16 protein-coding genes are annotated in these 19,101 nt (G+C 42.9%); 5 read left to right on the top strand and 11 right to left on the bottom strand.

Annotated features, from left to right (window positions below; translation table 11 throughout):
* The first annotated feature begins 49 nt into the window (after positions 1 to 49).
* A complete protein-coding gene (locus tag RYH73_RS18800) occupies positions 50 to 646 on the top strand; it encodes an FMN-dependent NADH-azoreductase (RefSeq protein ID WP_335315013.1) in 597 nt (198 codons plus the stop codon).
* A 98-nt stretch (positions 647 to 744) separates the two neighbouring features.
* On the opposite strand, the gene RYH73_RS18805 is transcribed toward RYH73_RS18800, so the two are convergent.
* The 10 genes from RYH73_RS18805 to RYH73_RS18850 form a co-directional block, all read right to left on the bottom strand.
* Positions 745 to 1,527, bottom strand: coding sequence for a DUF1223 domain-containing protein (locus RYH73_RS18805; protein WP_335315014.1), 783 nt, complete (start codon positions 1,525 to 1,527; stop codon positions 745 to 747).
* Positions 1,528 to 1,617: 90 nt separating this feature from the next.
* Positions 1,618 to 3,108 carry an FGGY family carbohydrate kinase gene (locus tag RYH73_RS18810; protein ID WP_335315015.1) on the bottom strand — a complete coding sequence of 497 codons (1,491 nt, stop codon included), beginning with the start codon at positions 3,106 to 3,108 and terminating at the stop codon, positions 1,618 to 1,620.
* Positions 3,109 to 3,112: 4 nt separating this feature from the next.
* Complete coding sequence (locus RYH73_RS18815) at positions 3,113 to 4,081, bottom strand: ABC transporter permease (RefSeq protein WP_335315016.1); 969 nt, start codon at positions 4,079 to 4,081, stop codon at positions 3,113 to 3,115.
* A 14-nt stretch (positions 4,082 to 4,095) separates the two neighbouring features.
* On the bottom strand, positions 4,096 to 5,601 hold the full coding sequence (locus RYH73_RS18820) for a sugar ABC transporter ATP-binding protein (RefSeq protein ID WP_335315017.1): 1,506 nt from the start codon (positions 5,599 to 5,601) through the stop codon (positions 4,096 to 4,098).
* A gap of 3 nt (positions 5,602 to 5,604) precedes the next feature.
* A complete protein-coding gene (locus RYH73_RS18825) occupies positions 5,605 to 6,234 on the bottom strand; it encodes a DUF2291 family protein (RefSeq protein ID WP_335315018.1) in 630 nt (209 codons plus the stop codon).
* A gap of 3 nt (positions 6,235 to 6,237) precedes the next feature.
* Positions 6,238 to 7,176, bottom strand: coding sequence for a D-ribose ABC transporter substrate-binding protein (locus RYH73_RS18830; protein WP_335315019.1), 939 nt, complete (start codon positions 7,174 to 7,176; stop codon positions 6,238 to 6,240).
* A 45-nt stretch (positions 7,177 to 7,221) separates the two neighbouring features.
* A complete protein-coding gene (locus RYH73_RS18835; protein ID WP_335315020.1) occupies positions 7,222 to 8,196 on the bottom strand; it encodes a transketolase family protein in 975 nt (324 codons plus the stop codon).
* A gap of 4 nt (positions 8,197 to 8,200) precedes the next feature.
* Positions 8,201 to 9,010, bottom strand: coding sequence for a transketolase (locus RYH73_RS18840; RefSeq protein WP_335315021.1), 810 nt, complete (start codon positions 9,008 to 9,010; stop codon positions 8,201 to 8,203).
* Between the two features lie 5 nt (positions 9,011 to 9,015).
* Positions 9,016 to 10,440, bottom strand: a complete 1,425-nt coding sequence (locus tag RYH73_RS18845; RefSeq protein ID WP_335315022.1) for an L-fucose/L-arabinose isomerase family protein — start codon at positions 10,438 to 10,440, stop codon at positions 9,016 to 9,018.
* A gap of 39 nt (positions 10,441 to 10,479) precedes the next feature.
* Positions 10,480 to 11,253: a DeoR/GlpR family DNA-binding transcription regulator gene (locus RYH73_RS18850; RefSeq protein ID WP_335315023.1), complete on the bottom strand. Its 774-nt coding sequence runs from the start codon at positions 11,251 to 11,253 to the stop codon at positions 10,480 to 10,482.
* 459 nt (positions 11,254 to 11,712) lie between these two features.
* Here RYH73_RS18850 and RYH73_RS18855 point away from each other — a divergent pair, with 459 nt between their 5' ends.
* From RYH73_RS18855 to RYH73_RS18865, 3 genes are read left to right on the top strand one after another with little or no spacing between them, the layout of a single operon-like run.
* Complete coding sequence (locus tag RYH73_RS18855) at positions 11,713 to 12,990, top strand: glucuronyl esterase domain-containing protein (RefSeq protein ID WP_335315025.1); 1,278 nt, start codon at positions 11,713 to 11,715, stop codon at positions 12,988 to 12,990.
* 17 nt (positions 12,991 to 13,007) lie between these two features.
* Complete coding sequence (locus tag RYH73_RS18860) at positions 13,008 to 15,971, top strand: SusC/RagA family TonB-linked outer membrane protein (protein ID WP_335315026.1); 2,964 nt, start codon at positions 13,008 to 13,010, stop codon at positions 15,969 to 15,971.
* Positions 15,972 to 16,009: 38 nt separating this feature from the next.
* Positions 16,010 to 17,788: a RagB/SusD family nutrient uptake outer membrane protein gene (locus tag RYH73_RS18865; RefSeq protein WP_335315027.1), complete on the top strand. Its 1,779-nt coding sequence runs from the start codon at positions 16,010 to 16,012 to the stop codon at positions 17,786 to 17,788.
* Positions 17,789 to 17,850: 62 nt separating this feature from the next.
* Here the strand turns inward: RYH73_RS18865 and RYH73_RS18870 are convergent, their stop codons facing one another.
* Positions 17,851 to 18,411 carry an NADPH-dependent FMN reductase gene (locus RYH73_RS18870; protein WP_335315028.1) on the bottom strand — a complete coding sequence of 187 codons (561 nt, stop codon included), beginning with the start codon at positions 18,409 to 18,411 and terminating at the stop codon, positions 17,851 to 17,853.
* On the opposite strand from RYH73_RS18870, the gene RYH73_RS18875 reads away from it, so the two are divergent.
* A complete protein-coding gene (locus tag RYH73_RS18875) occupies positions 18,410 to 19,039 on the top strand; it encodes a Crp/Fnr family transcriptional regulator (RefSeq protein WP_335315029.1) in 630 nt (209 codons plus the stop codon). The genes RYH73_RS18870 and RYH73_RS18875 overlap by 2 nt on opposite strands.
* Positions 19,040 to 19,101 lie beyond the last annotated feature (62 nt).

The raw sequence follows: 19,101 nt of genomic DNA on the forward strand, positions 1-19,101 counted from the left end.
TATCTTTTTGAAAGTAGGAGTTCCTACTTTTGAAAAAAAAATCAAAAAAATGAATATACTACATATCATATCCAGCCCACGAGGTAAGGACTCATTCAGCATCAAGCTTGGTAATGAAATTGTGGCCAGACTGCTGGTTAAGTATCCCGGAAGTGCAGTGAAGGTGCATAACTTAACAGAAACGAACTTCCCGCATTTAGAAGAGGCTCATCTCCATGCTTTTATGACTGAAGCTTCAAAACGAACAGAAGCGCAAGCGACTGCAATCAAACATTCAGATGAGGCTATCGCCGAGTTGCAAGACGCAGATATCATCATTATAGGAGCCCCTATGTACAATTTCGGAATACACTCCACGCTAAAAGCCTGGTTAGACCATGTGATGCGTGCAGGTGTTACCTTCAAATATGGCGCGGAGGGGCCGGAAGGATTACTAAAAAACAAGAAAGTTTATTTAGCCATTTCTTCTGGAGGTATATATGCTGAAGGGCCCATGCAGTCTTTTGATTTTACAGAACCTTATCTTACTAAAGTACTCAGTTTTATTGGTATGAATGACATCTCCACCTATCGTGTCGAGGGTGTTGCTATTCCGGGAATACAAGAAAATGCTTTTGAAAAGGCCGTAGATACATTGGCAATCTAAGTTGAGTTTATTTTTAGAGAGATTCAAAAACAAGGAGACCGTTTTTTTAAAGAAACGGTCTGCCTTGTTTTTTACTTTTTTTAAGGGTTAACCCTTTTTCATTTCGCATCGAAGTCAAAACGTGCTGCTTGCGAGATATGGCCATTTTGGAGGTTTTGCACAAACCCAATCAGCTCCCATCCTTGTTGATTGAAATCATCGGGAAGATAAAGTATCACTTCCTTTTTCCCACTCAAGCTTTTACGTGTTAGTTTTCTTACCACTTGTACATGGGACAGGTTTCTACCGGCATTTTCTCCCGCTTTTACCTTACTTGCCGTTGATTCTTGGACAAGGGCCAATACCAATTCTGCATTTTGCTGGTCAGCTACCCCTTCATAATGCACAACTGCTTTATCATCTTCAATGGCGCAATTCAAATGAAGGGATGACGACCTTTCTTCCGCTAGTTGTTGGTTGATTGCTTTTAATACTGAACCAGTTTCTGAACCGATCATTTGAACTGATCCATTTACAATTACCTGTGGAGTGTAAACTGTTTGAAGATTCATCCAATCCGCATATTGTCTTTGCCTAAGTGAAAAATCATGATCGCTAAATCGATCTTTCCATCCTTGATGGTCCCAATAATCTACATGAAAAGCCAGCATGTACAATTCTTTGTTCTTGTTTTCAGCCTGTATCCTTCCCATCAATTCGTCAGCCGGTGGACAACTTGAACAACCTTCAGAAGTAAACAACTCAACGACAGCAAGACCTTCACTTGTAGGTGATTGTATTTTTTTGATTTCCGTGTCGTACCCGAAATCGATAAAGGCAGCAGTTGTTACCAGCAGAACAGCCAGACTCGCTGCGGAAGCAATTATCTTGAATGTATTCATAACCCATATTTTTGATATAGATCAAAAGTAGGCAATGCCAATACCGACGCGAAGAATGAATGGGGTGAACCGGACAAAGCGAATCACGAACTAGACAGAATACGCACTCATAAGTCGCTGCCAACCACGATAAGCCTCCGCAACTTTGCTTACCTGCGCTGTTTTTGCAACAAGATATCGATCATAGAGCGATTGAATATGGCTTATATCAGTAAATATACCCGACTTAAACCCAGCCAGGAAACCAGCGCCAAAAGCCGATACATTTTTGTTCTCGTTCCTCATGACCTTAGCATGCAGTAAATCGCTCAAGAATTGCGTAACAAAGGCATTGCCACTGGCACCTCCGTTCACCATTAACTCTTGAATATGAATACCGGTGTCGCTGTTCATGGCCAACAAAACATCTTGAATCTGGTAGGCAATGGACTCTAAAGCTGCGCGCACAATATGATTTTTGTTGCTCGCAAACGTGAGCCCCTCGAGGGAAGCTTTTCTGTTCATATCCCAATAAGGCGCACCTAAACCACTAAAAGCCGGTATTAAATAAACACCGTTGTTATCACTTACAGCTGTTGCCATAGCCTCTGCCTCCGCAAAATCGGAGAGCAAACCAAGTTCTGTTTTTAACCAAGCTAATGGTGAAGCACAAGATACGATAATACCTTCCAATGCATAATCAATCCGATCTTCAGTACTCCAACAAATAGTCGAGACCATACCGGATTTCGAGTTTTTACGTTGGGCTCCTACATTAAATAAAATGGAACACCCCGTACCCAACGTGGCCTTTGCCGTGCCGGGATAGATACAAGCCTCCCCAAAGGCGGCGGCGTGCGAATCACCGATGAGCGCATTGATAGGCAATGCCTGCCTAAGCAATCCTTCAAAATGACTTGCGCCAAAGGCATAGGACGAAGGTTTTACTTCCGGTAATCGAATGCCCGTCAAATCAAAAAGAGCGATCAACTCGGTGTCCCAGCTTAAAGTATCCAAGTTAAATAAAAGTGTACGCGAGGCATTGGTATAATCGGTCAAATAAGATTCACCTTGTGTCAAACGATAAAGCAGCCATGTGTCCACGGTTCCAAAATAGGCTTGTCCTGTCTTGATCGCCTGACGAATTTCAGGATTATTTTGATATAACCAAACCAATTTCGTACCTGAAAAATAGGGATCGATAAACAAACCTGTTTTATCGTGTACAACTTCTGCCAAGCCACGACTTTCCATATCAACACAGACATTGGTGGATCGTTTACATTGCCATACGATGGCATTGCACAAAGGCGAACCCGCTTCATCCCATAGCAGAAAAGTTTCACGCTGATTGGAAATACCACAGGAAACAAGATCGGATAATGACGCGCCGGTTGCTTGATACTGTTTCAAACAGGTTTGAACGGATTGCAAAACATTCTGATAAATATCTTCAGGATCCTGCTCCACAAATCCGTCACCAAAATAACGGGTTTTTAACGAAATTGTTGCTTCTGCACAGATCGTTCCCTCACTATCAAATATAAGCGACTTGGTACCGCTGGTACCCTGATCAATCGCTAAAATGTAAGCATTTGCCATCGTATTACTCTTCTTTATGATTTGCCTTGTCAATCATAACAGCTAAAAGGATGACTCCGCCTTTTACCACCTGCTGCCAAAAGGGTGAAACATCCATTAACACTAAACCATTATTTAATACACCAATAATCATCGCACCTAAAACGGTCCCACCGATCGTTCCCCTCCCTCCGGAGAGTGAAGTGCCACCAATGACAACGGCTGCAATGGAATCGAGTTCATAACTTAAACCTGCGTTCGGCTGCGCAGAATTAAGGCGTGAAGTCACCATAATACCTCCGATCGCAGCTAAAATTCCAGCCAACGTATAAACCCAAATCTTTACGCGATCAATGTTGATACCCGACAATTTCGCCGCACTTTCGTTACCGCCAATGGCATAAATATATTTTCCAAAGGCTGTTCGATTCGTCAGGATGATAGCGGCTATCACAATCAAGGCGGCAATCCAAACAAGTACCGGCATACCCAAAAACCATCCCGTACCAATGTAGGCGAATTCCTTACCCAAAGAAGAAATCGGATATCCCTTTGTCCAAAGCATGGTAAAGCCTCTCGCAATGGTCAACATCGCCAAGGTTGCTACAAAGGGAGGCACTTTGAATTTCGTAATGACCAGACCATTAAAGGCTCCTAAAGCTGCTCCCACCAATAAACCTGCCAGTAAACCACCTAAAAGGGTAAATCCTATATATAAATCATACGTGGGTATTGCGATTCCAAACTTCAGTAAACCGGCAACAATTGCACCGCTGAACGCTAAAACCGAACCCACGGAGAGGTCGATACCAGCCGTTAAAATGATCAAAGTCATTCCTACAGAAATACAAATATTAACCGAAATCTGCCGTAGCACATTCCATCCATTGGCAGAAGTAAGGAATTTATCAGAAAGGAAAGACAGTATCACACACATTAAGATTAGTGCAATAAGCGATTGAAATTTGGCGATTTTGAAACGCTGTTGAATCATTTTTCTCTTATTTATTATATAGTTTTCGGAATAGCCGCCTTCAATACCTTATCCTCATTAGCTTCTTCGGCCTGAAAAGTAGCCGTTAAGCGCCCTTCGCTCATCACCATTACACGATCTGATAAGCTCAGAATTTCCGGCAGCTCGGAGGAAACAACCACAATGGCCATTCCCTGTTCTGCTAAACTTAGAATTAGTTTATATATTTCGTTTTTTGCATGCGGATCAATACCCCTTGTCGGCTCATCCAATAACAGCACTCGCGGTTTGGTGACAAGACACCGGGCCAGCACTACTTTTTGTTGATTTCCACCACTGAGATTTTTTGTTTGCTGGGTAAGTGAAGCACATTTGATTTTTAAAGAATCAACATAATGCTGTGCTAAGTTTATATTTTTCTTCTTATTGATAAACCCAAATTCACTTACCTCCCCCAGTCGACTAAGGCTGACATTCGTTTTAATATCGAGGCCTAAAACCAATCCATTTTTCTTTCGATCTTCGGGTACTAAAACAATTCCTGCCTCAATAGCTTGTTGAGGAGATTTTAAACGAAGCAACTTCCCTTCCAGTTCGATATCTCCACTTTTACGCGTATCATGCATCCCTACAATGGTCTCCAACAATTCGGTCCTGCCGGCCCCCATCAAACCAAAAAGCCCTAGAATTTCTCCTCGACGAACCTGAAAAGAAACATTATCGACAACAAAACGCTGTTTTGCATGAACATCACGCAGCTGTAATTTATCAACCCTTAATAACACCTCCTCTGCAACGACCCTAGTCCCTACATTCAGTAATTGAATTTCCCTGCCAACCATTTTATTAATGAGTACATCCTGATTTACATCGCGTAATTCACCACTTTCAATCACACAGCCATCCCGTAATACAACATAAGCATCCGCTATTTTGAACAATTCGTCTAGTTTATGCGATATATATACGATGGTTTTACCTTCACTTCGGAGTCTTTCGATAATGTCGAAAAGTACTTCCACTTCCTGTTCACTTATCGCTGAAGTTGGTTCATCCATAATTAGCACATCGGCATCTGTCAGTAACGCTTTAGCGATCTCTACCACCTGTTGTTGCCCGACCTTTAAATTACGTACAAGACAGTCTACCTTAAGATCAAGCTTCAATCGTTCCAGTAAAAGTTGCACTTGTTTACGCATTGCTTTCCTATCCACAAACCCCCAGGTATCTATCAGCTCCCGACCTAAGTAGATGTTTTCGAAAATCGAAAGATCAGGAATTAAATTAAGCTCTTGGTGAATGATGGCAATACCACTATTTTGTGCGTCCTTCGGATTTGCAAAATGCATCTCACGTCCCTTATATACAACCTGCCCTTCATAGGTCGTGTAAACACCGGAGAGTATCTTCATAAGTGTTGATTTTCCTGCACCGTTTTCACCAATGAGTGCTGTTACTTTTCCCGGCATCAATTTCAAATTGACCTTGTTGAGCGCTGTTACACCAGCAAATTTCTTTGTGATATTAATCGTCTCTAACATACACTACTCTTTTTTGTGTTGAAGTCGCTCCAAATGTAAAGGAATGATGGTCGCTTCGCTCAGCTTCGGGGCCTTCATACTTAAACCGAGCGCTCCTGTAAATTGGACGCTATCACCTGTGGCCAACTTCGCTGAGGCAGGTACTACTTCTTTCCGAATCAGCTCATTGATCTTTTCAGAAAGCTCATTAAACACCATCGTATTGTCAAAAGAATCCACGACGATCAAACCCGCAGCATCTCTTGCTGCGGTTCCGTATATATAGTTTGTTGCTAATTTATAGCGCTGTTGTTGGGAATCTTGGCTCCAAACATAATCCGAATCCTTTTGCGTAATCAATCCAGTACCTCTTACCATGAAATAACGGAAATCCCCATCGCTTGCAGCATGAGCATAGTTTGCAAAAGCTTTTGAAGCATTTTCGTCGATGGCTGTACGCAAGAAGTTGATATCAATAAAATCAGCTTCATACTGAGGGATCAATTTAAATAGGTAATTCTTTGCATAACTGTCCATATCAAGACCTTCTGAACTTGCTTTAACAGCTCGAAGGCTTTTGAAGTATATCGAATGATAGATTAATAGGGCACCCATGAGTACTATGAAAACATATTTAAGACCGCGCTTCATCATTACTTAGTTTTTCTTGCCATAAGCAATATATTGATCGATATTTTTTTGAGTTACCACGTCTACCGCTATGGGTAACTTTTTCCGAAACGTACGTTCTCCTTTAAAATAGGCATCTGCAAGCTGCGCCGCCTTCTCCGCAATTAATTTAGGAAATTGCATGGCTGTAGCTTGTATTTGTCCTTCTTTAACGGCATTTACTGCATCTTCTGCACCATCAAAACCATAAATTTTTATCTGATCTTGCTTCCCGGCGGCAACCGTTGCCTGATAAGCACCCATTGCCATTGCATCATTTCCACAAAAAACACCTTTAATATCCGGATGTCCTTGTAAAATCGATTCCATCACTTCCATTGCTTTATTTCGATCAAAATCGGCGCTCTGCCGGGCTACCATTTTCAAATCAGGAAAATTATCCACCACGCTGTGAAAACCCTTGGAGCGATTCCAGGTATTATTGTCCGAAACAATTCCCAATATTTCCGCATAATCTCCGTGCCTTTCCAAATCGTTGGCAAATAACTCCCCTAGCTGTACACAAGCAGCATAGGAATCCGATAAAATCTGTGAGGTTGCTGCAGTCCGCGAGTTGATCTCACGATCCATGCAGAAAACCGGGATATTGGCGTCCGTTGCTTTCGTTGCATTAACAACAGAGCCATCTGCGTCGGTTGGATTAAATAAAATAGCATCAAAACCTGCTGCTATCGCATTTTCAAAATGGTCCGTCTCTAAAGCAGTATTATTTTGTGAATCAAAAATTTTGGCCGTATAGCCCAACGCTTGGGCCTTTTCCGCGGCCGATTCCGCCAGAAAGACAAACCATGGGTTGTTGAGCGTAGAAACTACAATGGCAACTTGTTTGCCCTCGTTCTCTTTATTTCTGTTACTGCAGCCCAAACAGAGCAGCAATAGCATGGCCCATACATTTAGGTAGTTCATAAAATGGTTTGTTGTTTTGAATAAAATGGATGTATAAGATGCTTCTTATATCATCTTGCCCAGTATTGTTAAAGCTGTATTGGTCAAACCAGCTTCAGAAATACCATAATGATTAAAAATTTCAACCTGCGAACCGGTAACCGTATATTCGTCCGGTATCCCAACGATCTTAAAAGGTTTACGATAGTGATGTTGCAGAAGAAAAGATGCACAAGCCTCTCCCAGTCCGCCGTTTACACTGTGTTCTTCCACCGTCACCATTGCGCCGGCATGTGTCGCAAAGTACTGCAATATCTCCGTATCTAATGGCTTGATCGTATGCATACTCACCACGGCAATATCTAGTCCCTGCTCCTTTTTCAACCTCTGGGCGGCCGCTAAAGCAGGATAGACGGTCTCTCCGGTAGCAATAAAAACCAGATCTTGCCCCTTTTTAATAATCCGCGCTTTCCCCAAGTTAAATCTATTGGAAGATTCATTGGTCAGCAAGGGCATCGGTTTCTTCCCGAAGCGCAAATAAATCGGCTGATCAAGCCTATAGGCTTGCAAAATTGCCTGCTCAGTTTCATAATTATCTGCCGGTGCCAGAATCATCAAATTATTAATAGCTCGTAACGCGGCAAAATCATGTAAGCTGTGATGCGTTGAACCCAGTGCTCCATAGCTTACCCCCGCACTGATACCAATAAGCCTTACCGGATTATCAGAATAGGCCACATCATTCTTTATTTGCTCCAAAGCACGCGCAGTAAGAAAACAGGCCGGAGAAACAGCGAAAGCTTTTTTACCGGTAGAAGCCAAACCAGCTGCTATTCCAACCAAGTTCTGTTCTGCGATACCGACCTCCACCATTTGAGCCGGGTATTTTTTACCAAAGGGTACTAACTTACCCGACCCTCTGGAATCACTGGTTACAACCACTACATCGTGGTCTTGAGCTGCCAGGTTCTGTAAGGTAGCAGAAAACACCTCTAGATTCGGTTTGGTAGCCTGCAATTCGTCTGTTAATACATTTCCCATATCTTTATGCATTTAGTTCGGCTATCGCTTGCGCATATTGTTCCGCATTTGGTACACCGTGATGCCAACTAATATTGTGTTCCATAAAACTTACACCTTTACCTTTTATCGTGTGGGCAATAAGCAGACTTGGCTTCCCTTCTTCAAAAGGTACGCTTTCGAGCGCCTCCTTTACTGCCTGCAAATCATGCCCATCTACTTGTTTGACAGCCCAGCCAAAACTCTCGAATTTGAGGTCTACCGGATCGGTATTACAGACCTCTGCTGTTGGGCCCGTAATTTGTAAACTATTCTTATCAACAATAGCACACAGATTATCAAGCTTATAATGTGCCGCGGTCAGAGCCGCTTCCCAGTTAGATCCTTCGGGTAATTCGCCATCTCCCAATAAAGTAAATACCCGATATTTTTTTTTATCCATCTTTGCAGCTAGCGCCGTGCCAACACTGATCGGCAAACCATGCCCCAAGGCACCCGTATTTTGCTCCACACCGTTTACCTTTCGAGTAGGATGCCCGATATAGTGCGACTGATAATGGCAGAGTGTATTCAACTCTTCTTCCGGAAAAAAACCCTTGTCGGCCAATACGACGAATAAGGCTTCTACACAATGCCCTTTACTTTGAATATAGCGATCCCGATCAGGCGAGCTTATATTATCGGGACTAACATTTAGCACCACATTATAAAGCACATTTAAAATATCAATACAGGAGAGGCTCCCCCCCGTATGCCCGGCCTTTGCACCGATAATGTATTTTAAAATCTTTTGTCGATATTCTTTTGACTTCGCTATTAATTCACTTGCTACCATAATCGTTATGATTTAATTTCGGGACAATGCTGATAAATTTCCCATCCCATGTAATTACCTAAAGCTTCTTTTAGGATACTGGCGGTGTTCGAGGCATTCATGACTACATGATGTTCAAAACCGTTGCGACACACATACTGCATAAGCCCCTGCAAATCCGGTATTTGTGCTACCGCACGATTTCCAAAAGTATTCAGGGGATCGTCCGTTAACAAGCCTTCGCCGATATAAGCTTTAATAATTCCCTTCGGATCGTCCGTGCTAATGCGCCCATATGTTAAAGGTGAGGCAGGCGTACGACCATCAAGTGCCCCATACGTATTTTCTACACCAACAGAAGTTCCCAAAATCGGTGCATTACTGATTTCCATTGCCGGCAAGAATGACTTTGCCCAGTTACCGCAATGAAAAAGTACGCACTTATCGGCGTCATCGGCATAGTTATTATTCCAGTCAACCAATGCACTTGGTGAAGCCGAGGCCAACTGCATGGCATACATACTTAATGTGCCCGTCACATCTACCTCACAGGCGCTGGGTAGCATATTTTCGCTCATCATACTCATACTGGTGCATACATTGCAACCATAATTTGTTTGGAGCGATGTCCAACACTGGATAGCGGTAGCATCCAAATCATGCTCTTCCATAAATTGATGAAGAACTACATCAAGTTTGGCAATTTGTATCATTGCCTCATCCGGTGTCTTGCCACGAGAAGCATAAGCGTTAACCTTATCCAAATGTGCCTTCACCAAGGTATCTTCTTTGTTTAGTCGATTTGCCCTACCGAGGATTTCTGATAAATCAACGGTAACGACTGAAATACCATGCCGTTGTAAAAGCTTCTCGCTATATCGAACCGTATTGAAGCCCCCTGGTCGGGCACCTACCGCACCGATCCGTAAACGCTTCAGCCCTTGCACTACACGACAGACAGCCAAGAAATCAAGAAGTTCTCGAGCAAAAACGGGATCTTTGGGATGTAAAACATGTTGATCGGTAAGGGTATATTTAATACCATACTGATAAAGGTTATTACATACTGAAATCTTGCCGCACCATGAATCCCGTCTTCTTGCAAGATCCAGTTTATGCAACTCATCCGGATAAGCCTGTACCAGAACAGGAACATCAAGTCCAGCCAATTTCAAGGTTTCTGCTACACCCCGTTCATCGCCAAAGTTGGGTAATACAACCAGCACACCGACAATCTCTTCGGCATGCTTTCTAAATAGCTCAGCACATCGTTGTGCATCTTTAAAGGTTTCCACCCCGCCTAATTTTGTTTGAAGTTCATCCAGTATTACATACTTAATACCTAATTTTTGGAATTGCTCAATAAGCTCGAGACGCGCTTCTGAAACCAGTTTATCCGGAAAAAAATCACGATTTCCAATGATCACTCCCAAGGTTCCCTTATTATTCATATTTTAATGTTATAGTTTAGTTAGTCTTTATGTAATGCATTAGGCAAGTAGAATTTCGATGTCATTTTCTTCAAAGAGCTTCTTATCGCGCTCGTGGATATCGGAATCTGTAATAACGTAATCCACTAAGGATAAGGCCCCAAGACTTGCAAAAGAGCTTTTCCCGATTTTGGTGGAATCCGCCACTAAATACGTTGTTTCCGCAGCATCGATCATTGCTTTTTTTACCACAATATCGCTGATGCTCGGGTAGGTTAAACCAGCCTTTAGTGATAGCCCGGCAGTAGCCAGAAAGAGCTTCTGCACATAAATACCCTGAAAGAAATCAGCCGCCTTTTGCCCCGTAAGCGACAAAGTAGGTGGTTTAAACTCCCCTCCCGTGACAATTAAATCAATACCCGGTTCCGTCCCCAACATCATCGCTATGTTTAAAGCATTCGTAATGACAGTCAGGTTTTTAAAACCTTTTAACTTTTTTGCAATCTCCGTGGTCGTAGAACCGGAGTCAAGAATAATACTGTCTCCGCTTTCGATATATTCAACACATTTACTGGCAATCTTTTCCTTTTTATCCAGATTATCTTGATTACTCAATGATAAAGTCCTCACCTTATCCTCAATGTTCTTCAAATAAGCGCCTCCGTGCTCACGAATAAGTGCTCCCTCCTTTTCAAGCTTCTCCAAGTCCTGTCTAATCGTAACTTCCGTTACCTTGAAGATTTTTGCCAGATTGATCACTTTGGCAAAACCATCTTCTTTAAGTAACTCGATTATCTTTTCCCGCCGTTGATGAGGCAGTATCGTTTCCGACATATTTTATCTTCGTTTATTTTTGTTTATTTACGAAATCAAAAGTAAACAAAGATTATAACAAAAACAAAAGACCTATCATTTTCGTAACCGAAAGACAGCAAGCGATAAGCCGCCATAGATTGGTATAGGCGCTATCGTTACAACAGGGCGGCTATTCCCCTATATTGGAATCGATTGCGTAGTTTTTTACCGATTAATTAGCTAATTAATTAGGCCCATTTTTCTATCTTGCTTGAGCACATATTCTCAATTGGATTGAAATTGCACTACATATAAACCAGAAAATAAACCAGTTATGTCAAGCAAGTCATTAGAGAAACCTAGCCTCAACTACGTATACACTTCATTACTTAAGTGTTTTGAAATATGCAGGTGTGTATTAAGCGAAGCCCATCCAATAGAGGGTCCTCCTCGATAAAAGAATCACCATTTATCATTTAACATAAATACGCCCTATCCATGAAACGTAAAATAGCCATGACGCTGTTTGGGATTTGCTATGTCTTAACTTTACAGGCACAAACCCAATTAACAGACACCGTTGCCGGTTTTCCGGTAAATTATGATGAAGCCCGGGTGGGCCGATACGTACTTCCCGACCCATTGACTTTTAATGCAGGTGGTATCGTAGAAAACAAAGAAACATGGCAACATAAGCGCCGACAGGAGCTATGGAAGCTCTTCGAATGCGAGCAATTTGGTAAAGTTCCCGAAGAAGCCATCAAACAAGCAAGCTGGCAGTTGATCGAAGAAGATCGGAATGCAAAGTCCGGTCGTGCTATCCGAAAGCAACTAGTCGTTTATTTAACAGCGGATAGACAACAGTGTGTCAAGGTTCTTTATTATCTCCCCAAACAGGTAAAAGGAAAAGTTCCCATGCTTGTACACATCGCCTTCCAAGCGAACAACCAAGCTGTGTCCGACACCATGATCGCACCTTCTTTTGTGTACAATAAAATGGGTGAGCGGCTTCCGGCGCGAGCACAGAAACCACAAGTCCCACTCGACAGCCTTTTAGCCGCCGGTATCGGCTTTGCGACTTTCTATTATGGTGATATTGAACCCGATTACAAAATGGCTGTTCAAAAAGAAGGTATCCGCCATTATTTCCAAAACCATAAAAACGCAGCTGAAGGAAGTGCTTGGGGGGCTATTGCGGCTTGGGCATGGGGAACACAACGTATCATTGATTGCCTTCGGGCAGATCGCGAAATCGACCGTCAACGCATCGCTCTTTTTGGTGTATCGCGTCTAGGAAAGACCGTGCTATGGGCCGGTGCTTCTGACCCGCGCATCAAACTGGTGATTGCAAGTTGCTCCGGAGAAGGTGGGGCAGCGCTCAGTCGACGAGACTATGGAGAAAGCATTTCGCACATGACGGACACATCCCGCTATCATTATCAGTTTGCACCAAATCGTCACCGATATGCTAAGAACCCAGCAAGTGCTCCGGTAGACGCCCATGAGCTGATTGCATTGATGGCGCCAAGACCCCTCCTGCTTCAAACGGGAGATAAAGACTATTGGTCGGATCCAAAAGGTGAATATCTCGCCGCTGTTGCCGCTAGTCCGGTTTATCAATTATACAACATGGATCCTAAGCTTAAAGCTTTTCCAATCGGCGGCAGCACGGCATCTACGTTTTCACCACTCGGGTATTATATGCACATCGGCGGACACGGAACCATCGCTTCCGATTGGAAAATTTTCATTGAATACCTTCAAAAATTTCTATAAATCAAATACCAAAAATTATGACGAAACAAGCTTTGTTAATCCTTTTCTTTATTGGGGTGCACATCCACATGGCTTCTGCACAACATCATGAAATAAAGGGCACCCTAAGTGATGTGCGATCGAAAGAAACTCTCCCCGGCGTAACTGTACGTGTTATGGGAGGAAAAGAAAGTACGCAAACCGACGCAATGGGTAATTTTGCTATAAAAACAAATGCGCCCCTACCTATAACGCTACAATTTAATTTCATCGGCTACCAAGAAACGAGCACCGAAGTGCGTTCTTTTTCCACGCCGGTTCTCGTTTCTTTGGAGCCATCTGAAGAAGCATTGGACGAGGTGGTTGTAGTCGGTTATGGCACCGTACGGAAAAGAGACCTAACCGGTGCCGTCACTTCCGTTAAAGCGAAAGACATTACTGCCATTCCCACAACAAATGCACTAAAATCGCTGCAAGGTAAAGTGGCGGGACTCGATGTTACTCAAAGTTCCGGACAACCAGGTGCCAATGTAGGAATCGTGTTACGTGGTAATCGATCGCTTAATGCTGACAATCAACCCTTGGTATTAGTGGATGGAATACAATATGGTTCTTTTGTGGACATCAACCCAAGTGACATTGCCTCCATTGAGGTATTGAAAGACATATCTTCCACGGCCATTTATGGTACCAGAGGAGCCAATGGTGTTATTATCATCACGACCAAAAAAGGCAACGCATCCGGTCGTACCAATGTTTCTTTCAACAGCTATCTATCGGTCAACAACAAACCCTTCTATCCGAAGATGATGGATGGCCCTACTTATGCACAGTTAAAGCGTGAAGCCTATCGTACGACAAATAATGATGAATATATGGCAGATGAAGATATCTTCAATGCAACGGAGCTCGAATATATCCGCTCCGGGCAATTCGTTGATTGGCAGGACTTGCTCTTCCACACTGGTTTATTGCAGAACTATGAAATGAACCTAAATGGGGGCAACGAAAAAACGCAATTTGCAATCTCCTTAGGTTATCAATACGACAAAGGAATGTTCAAAAACGATCATTTTAAACGATACAACGGTCGCTTAAGTGTAGATCATACCTTAAACAAAATTTTCAAAATTGGTTTAAGCATGCAATACACCTTTAAGAACCAGGATAAACGGGACAACCCAATGAACATGGCGAATAAAAATCTACCGATCGCTAAACCCTATAACGATGATGGCAGTGTAAACCTTTACCCTGCACCGGGATATAGTACTTTTATTAGCCCGCTGGCTGATGAACAGCCTGGCGTGTTTAAAAACAATATCAATGATAAACGTTTGTTCGGCTCGGGCTATATCGATATCCATTTGCATAAAGACCTTTTATTTAAAAGTACGATCGGGATCGATGTGCAGGATATACGCAATGGGTACTTCCGAGCCGCTAACACGTTAGCTAACGTAGGTAGAAATTCTTCTTCGGGTGATTCGACCACAACTATGGTAAAATATACCTGGGAAAACACCCTTAACTATCACAAAACAATCGGCGACCATGACTTCAATGCCCTGGCCGGTACGAGTACGATTAAATCAAAATACGAGCTTTTTGAAGGTTATGGCAACAATCAGGCATCCGATCTCACAGGCTTTTACGATATCGGTTCAAATACCTCCGCAAAAGACATTGGAAGCCGTTTAGAGGAAATCGGCCTGGCATCCTTCTTTGGACGACTTAATTATAAATTAAAAGACCGATACCTGTTCCAGGCATCTCTACGGGCAGACGGATCGTCCGTACTTTCCAAAGGGAACAAATGGGGTTATTTCCCGTCTCTTGCAGGAGCCTGGCGTATCATCGATGAACCCTTTATGTCAAAGGAAGGTCTCTTAAATGAATTGAAATTGAGACTCAGTTGGGGGAAGGCGGGAAACAGTGCAATTTCGCCTTATTCAACCCTCGGTGCACTCAGTAAATCTGCATACGCCTTTGGCTCATCTGCAGCCTTCGGTTATTGGCCGAGCGATCTCGTAAACCCCAACCTGACCTGGGAAACAACAGCTACCTGGAATCTGGGAATTGATTTCGGTTTGTTTTCCAATCGAATCAGCGGTGCAATTGAATTATATGACTCGAAGACCGACAATCTATTACTTCCCAGTTTACTACCAACTTCAACAGGCTATGCTACCGTGATGCAAAACGTAGGAAAAACAGCCAATAAGGGGATCGAAATAGCCATCAACACCGTTAATATTCAACAGGAGAATTGGAATTGGCAAACCGACTGGTCTTTTATGCTGAATCGCGAAAAAATTGTTGCCCTGAATGACGGGGTTACCCGGAATATCGCCAATGCCTGGATTGTGGGTGAACCGACTAAAATCTATTACGATTATAAAAAAATAGGCATTTGGCAACTTGGTGAAGAAGAAGCCGCGCAGGCCTTTGGAGGTTATCGCCCGGGTGACATTAAAATCCAGGACAGCAATCCTAATGGGGTAAGTGATCCGGATGACCGGACGGTATTTTCGCAAGTACCGCGCTACTCCTTTGGCGTTAACAACAGTGTTTCTTATAAGAATGTGGACTTGACCGTCTTTGTCTTTGGCCGGATTGGGCAATATATTAATTACGAATATGGGGCCACTTACAAACCCAGTGCATTGGAAAATGGTGCAAACGCGAATTACTGGACACCCGAAAACCCCTCAAACGAATTTCCCCGTCCTAATAGCGGATATTCAACCAGTAGTTATCTATTTCAATCGACTTTACGCTATGTTGATGGATCCTTCGTCAAAATACGGGATATTACATTGGGCTATACCTTGCCAAAGAAATGGCTGGAACGCTTATCCGTTCAGCGAATCAGGCTGTACAGTACCTTGCAGAATTATTTCGTATTTACGAAAGTAAAAGACTATGACCCCGAACGTGGTGGAGACCTCAGTTTTCCCTTACCACGTACCATTGTATTTGGCGTGAATGTCGATTTATAAGTCAATGTGCTTTAAATGCAATAAATAGTGAATCCGTCATGAGAAAAAATAATCTATTCAAACCAGTAATATCGGCACCTGCCCGTGGTAGGCAGGGCCTTATCACCCTTGAAAGCAATTTAATACAGATGAAAAAGATAAAAAAATACAGAACCCTGTTACTGATGCTAACCGGGCTTCTTTTAAGTTCTTGCGAGAAATTTCTGGAGGAAAACAATCAAAGTAGTTTAACAGAAGACCCCTTTTATAACACCGAAGCAGGGATTACCAGTGCTGTAAATGCTTGCTACTCTGGTTTACGTCTATGGTACGGAAAAGAGCATGGCATGGGTTTATCAGAAACGGGCACAGACCTTTTTCTTCGTGGTGGAGATAACAAAGCCAACCAGATATCAGATTATACCGTTGATTTAAACGGGGGACAAACTAATATTAAGGACATGTGGGATATGTATTATCGCGCGCTCAACGTATGTAACACCGCACTCGCCCGCTTGCCGCAATCTCCTCTAACGGAAACGCTTAAGCAACAGTATCTGGGCGAGGTACATTTTTTACGAGCGTTTTACCTTTTCCAGATCGTTCAGATTTGGGGAGGTGTAGTCCTGAATACAAGCCCGACGGAGGGTGTGGTCACTACAGCCAAACGATCAACCGAAGAGGATTTCTACGAAGTAATTAACAGTGATCTAAACACAGCCATTAAGAATTTAAAAGAAGGAAAATCGACCAATGGTCGTATTACGCAAGATGTTGCGAAAGGTTTATTGGCACGTGTATGTCTTACGCAAGGCAGCCAATATCAAAATCAAGCGAAGTACCTTGAGGCTGCTACGCTTGCCAAAGAACTTATTAACAGCGGACGTTACGCACTATTTGAAGACTATAAATCACTTTGGGATATGGGCAATGCGGAAGGGGGCAGCAACAGTGAAGTTGTATTTTATGTAAACTATACCAATGACGATTTGTTAAATGGAGATTTTGAAGCCGTAGCGGGTAAGGGCAACAACAGCCACTTACATTTTATTATGGTATACGACCGGCAAGAAGGTCTGGAAAGGAGTATTGCTTACGGGAGGCCTTTTCAACGCTTTATGCCCTCTCTCCACCTTCTCCAGTTATTTGACCCCGTGAACGATCAACGCTATGATGGAAGTTTCCAAACAGTTTGGTTCGCCAATAAAGCTGGTATGCAAAAAGGTGATAGTCAGGTTTTTCCCGAAATGGCTTTTGGCGACACCGCCGTCTTGACACGCCGAGATCCCGTGACTATTGAACAGGCTAATTGGGCAAAAAGTAGGTATCGCATATATGATCGTAATAATTTATATCGTGCGGATGGTACACCTGCGCTCCGCTCTCAGTTTATCCAACTGTCTAAATTTATGGATCCTACGCGGCTAACCGTCGCTCAGGAATGGAGTGCTAGAGATGTATTTGTAATCCGTCTGGCAGAGCTTTACCTCATCGCTGCTGAAGCAAGCTTGCAAAGCAATCCGACGGAAGCGCTTAATTTGATCAACACCCTTCGACATACGCGAGCAAAAGTGGGTAAAGAACAAGCGATGGAAGTGAAGGCCGCGGATCTGGATATTGATTTTATATTGGAAGAGCGTGCAAGAGAGCTAGCAGGCGAGCAAATCCGCTGGTTTGATTTAAAAAGAACGCATAAACTTATTCCTTATGTGCAGCAATTCAATCCCGACGCAAAGAATAATATCAAAGAGTATCATCAGGTACGGCCGATTCCGCAAAGCCAGTTAGATGCGATTCTCAATAAAGAGGAGTTTAAACAGAATCCGGGTTACAATTAACAAGCTAGAACCTTGTCTGCCAAAGGCAGGCAAGGTTTATTTCATCTATGCATGATCAGCTTTTAATCACGCATCCTTCGTTTTGCCTCCATATACCATAATAATTCGTTCACAAAAGTATGAGCTCTTTTATCCATCTGTACTTCGTCCAAGGGTTCTCCGTTTTCATTGAACGCTTCTTGTACCCTGGCGACAGGAAACATGGCCGGAACGAGTATGGCACCGATTTTCCACAAACTGAATACCAGCGATGTCATCACCTGGGCGCCACCAAAATTACCCGCAGAAGCTGTTGCTAAGGCAATGGGCGTTTTACGCCATTCATCGTATAGCAGATCGATTACATTTTTTAAGCTGGCGGGATAACCTCCGTTATACTCTGGCGTCACGAGCAAAATACCCTCCGCTTCCCTGATTTTTGCTGCAAAATCCAAAATCTTATCGGAAGGATCTTTTAAAAAGCGTAAACGCTCTTCGAAAAGCGGAAAGTCGTAGGCTTCTAGATCTACGATTTCTATCGCTGCCAAGTGATTGCTCTCAATATAATTTTTAAAATATAACGCTACGCGATGACTATTGCGGCCTCGCCTGACGCTTGCAGATAAAACAACAATTTTTGCCATGGCTTTTTTATCAAAACTATATAAATTATTAAATTGGCGCATGCAAGCTTTCGAAAATTACCTCAAACATCATACACCTATAACAGGAGAACAATTTACTGTTTTGAAACAGGAATTGAAAGAAAAAAACTATCCGAAAGGACGAATATTACTTCATGAAGGTGAATCAACAAATGTCAGTTATTTCGTATGCAAGGGATTGTTACGTGCCTATACCCTCGATAACCAGGGGAAGGAACATACCATCCAATTTGCTCCTGAAAATTGGTGGTTAGGTGATCGCAATAGCTTTTATTTTAAAGAACCGGCAGCCTTTAACATCGATGTTCTTGAAGATAGCGAGGTTGTTATCGTCAGCAAAAATTTTCTGGACAGCGCAATGGAACTTTGTCCCGATTTCGGAAAATACAATGTTTACCTTTTACATAATAGCATTCGGTATATGCAGCGCCGCATCAATCAGCTCTTAGCGGCAAGTGCTGAGGAGCGATACCTGGATTTTATACGGCTTTATCCAAAGTTGACCCTGCGTATATCGCAAATTATGATCGCCTCATACCTGGGAATTACGCCCGAGTCTTTAAGTCGTGTGCGCAAAGAATTGGCACGCCGTAACAGCTATTTATAACCGGAATATTTCTTACCATAGGTCAATTTCTATCCGTCCACCGGATCTTACCTTTGTGGAAA

It is taken from the genome of Olivibacter sp. CPCC 100613 (genome assembly GCF_036959255.1).
In the GTDB taxonomy this organism is placed as follows: Bacteria; Bacteroidota; Bacteroidia; order Sphingobacteriales; family Sphingobacteriaceae; genus Olivibacter.

Bases quoted from the DNA above. Each gene is read 5' to 3' on its own strand.
- RYH73_RS18800 (WP_335315013.1), top strand. From the start codon at position 50: ATGAATATACTACATATCATATCCAGCCCACGAGGTAAGGACTCATTC.
- RYH73_RS18805 (WP_335315014.1), bottom strand. From the start codon at position 1,527: ATGAATACATTCAAGATAATTGCTTCCGCAGCGAGTCTGGCTGTTCTG.
- RYH73_RS18810 (WP_335315015.1), bottom strand. From the start codon at position 3,108: ATGGCAAATGCTTACATTTTAGCGATTGATCAGGGTACCAGCGGTACC.
- RYH73_RS18815 (WP_335315016.1), bottom strand. From the start codon at position 4,081: ATGATTCAACAGCGTTTCAAAATCGCCAAATTTCAATCGCTTATTGCA.
- RYH73_RS18820 (WP_335315017.1), bottom strand. From the start codon at position 5,601: ATGTTAGAGACGATTAATATCACAAAGAAATTTGCTGGTGTAACAGCG.
- RYH73_RS18825 (WP_335315018.1), bottom strand. From the start codon at position 6,234: ATGATGAAGCGCGGTCTTAAATATGTTTTCATAGTACTCATGGGTGCC.
- RYH73_RS18830 (WP_335315019.1), bottom strand. From the start codon at position 7,176: ATGAACTACCTAAATGTATGGGCCATGCTATTGCTGCTCTGTTTGGGC.
- RYH73_RS18835 (WP_335315020.1), bottom strand. From the start codon at position 8,196: ATGGGAAATGTATTAACAGACGAATTGCAGGCTACCAAACCGAATCTA.
- RYH73_RS18840 (WP_335315021.1), bottom strand. From the start codon at position 9,010: ATGGTAGCAAGTGAATTAATAGCGAAGTCAAAAGAATATCGACAAAAG.
- RYH73_RS18845 (WP_335315022.1), bottom strand. From the start codon at position 10,440: ATGAATAATAAGGGAACCTTGGGAGTGATCATTGGAAATCGTGATTTT.
- RYH73_RS18850 (WP_335315023.1), bottom strand. From the start codon at position 11,253: ATGTCGGAAACGATACTGCCTCATCAACGGCGGGAAAAGATAATCGAG.
- RYH73_RS18855 (WP_335315025.1), top strand. From the start codon at position 11,713: ATGAAACGTAAAATAGCCATGACGCTGTTTGGGATTTGCTATGTCTTA.
- RYH73_RS18860 (WP_335315026.1), top strand. From the start codon at position 13,008: ATGACGAAACAAGCTTTGTTAATCCTTTTCTTTATTGGGGTGCACATC.
- RYH73_RS18865 (WP_335315027.1), top strand. From the start codon at position 16,010: ATGAGAAAAAATAATCTATTCAAACCAGTAATATCGGCACCTGCCCGT.
- RYH73_RS18875 (WP_335315029.1), top strand. From the start codon at position 18,410: ATGGCTTTTTTATCAAAACTATATAAATTATTAAATTGGCGCATGCAA.
- RYH73_RS18870 (WP_335315028.1), bottom strand. From the start codon at position 18,411: ATGGCAAAAATTGTTGTTTTATCTGCAAGCGTCAGGCGAGGCCGCAAT.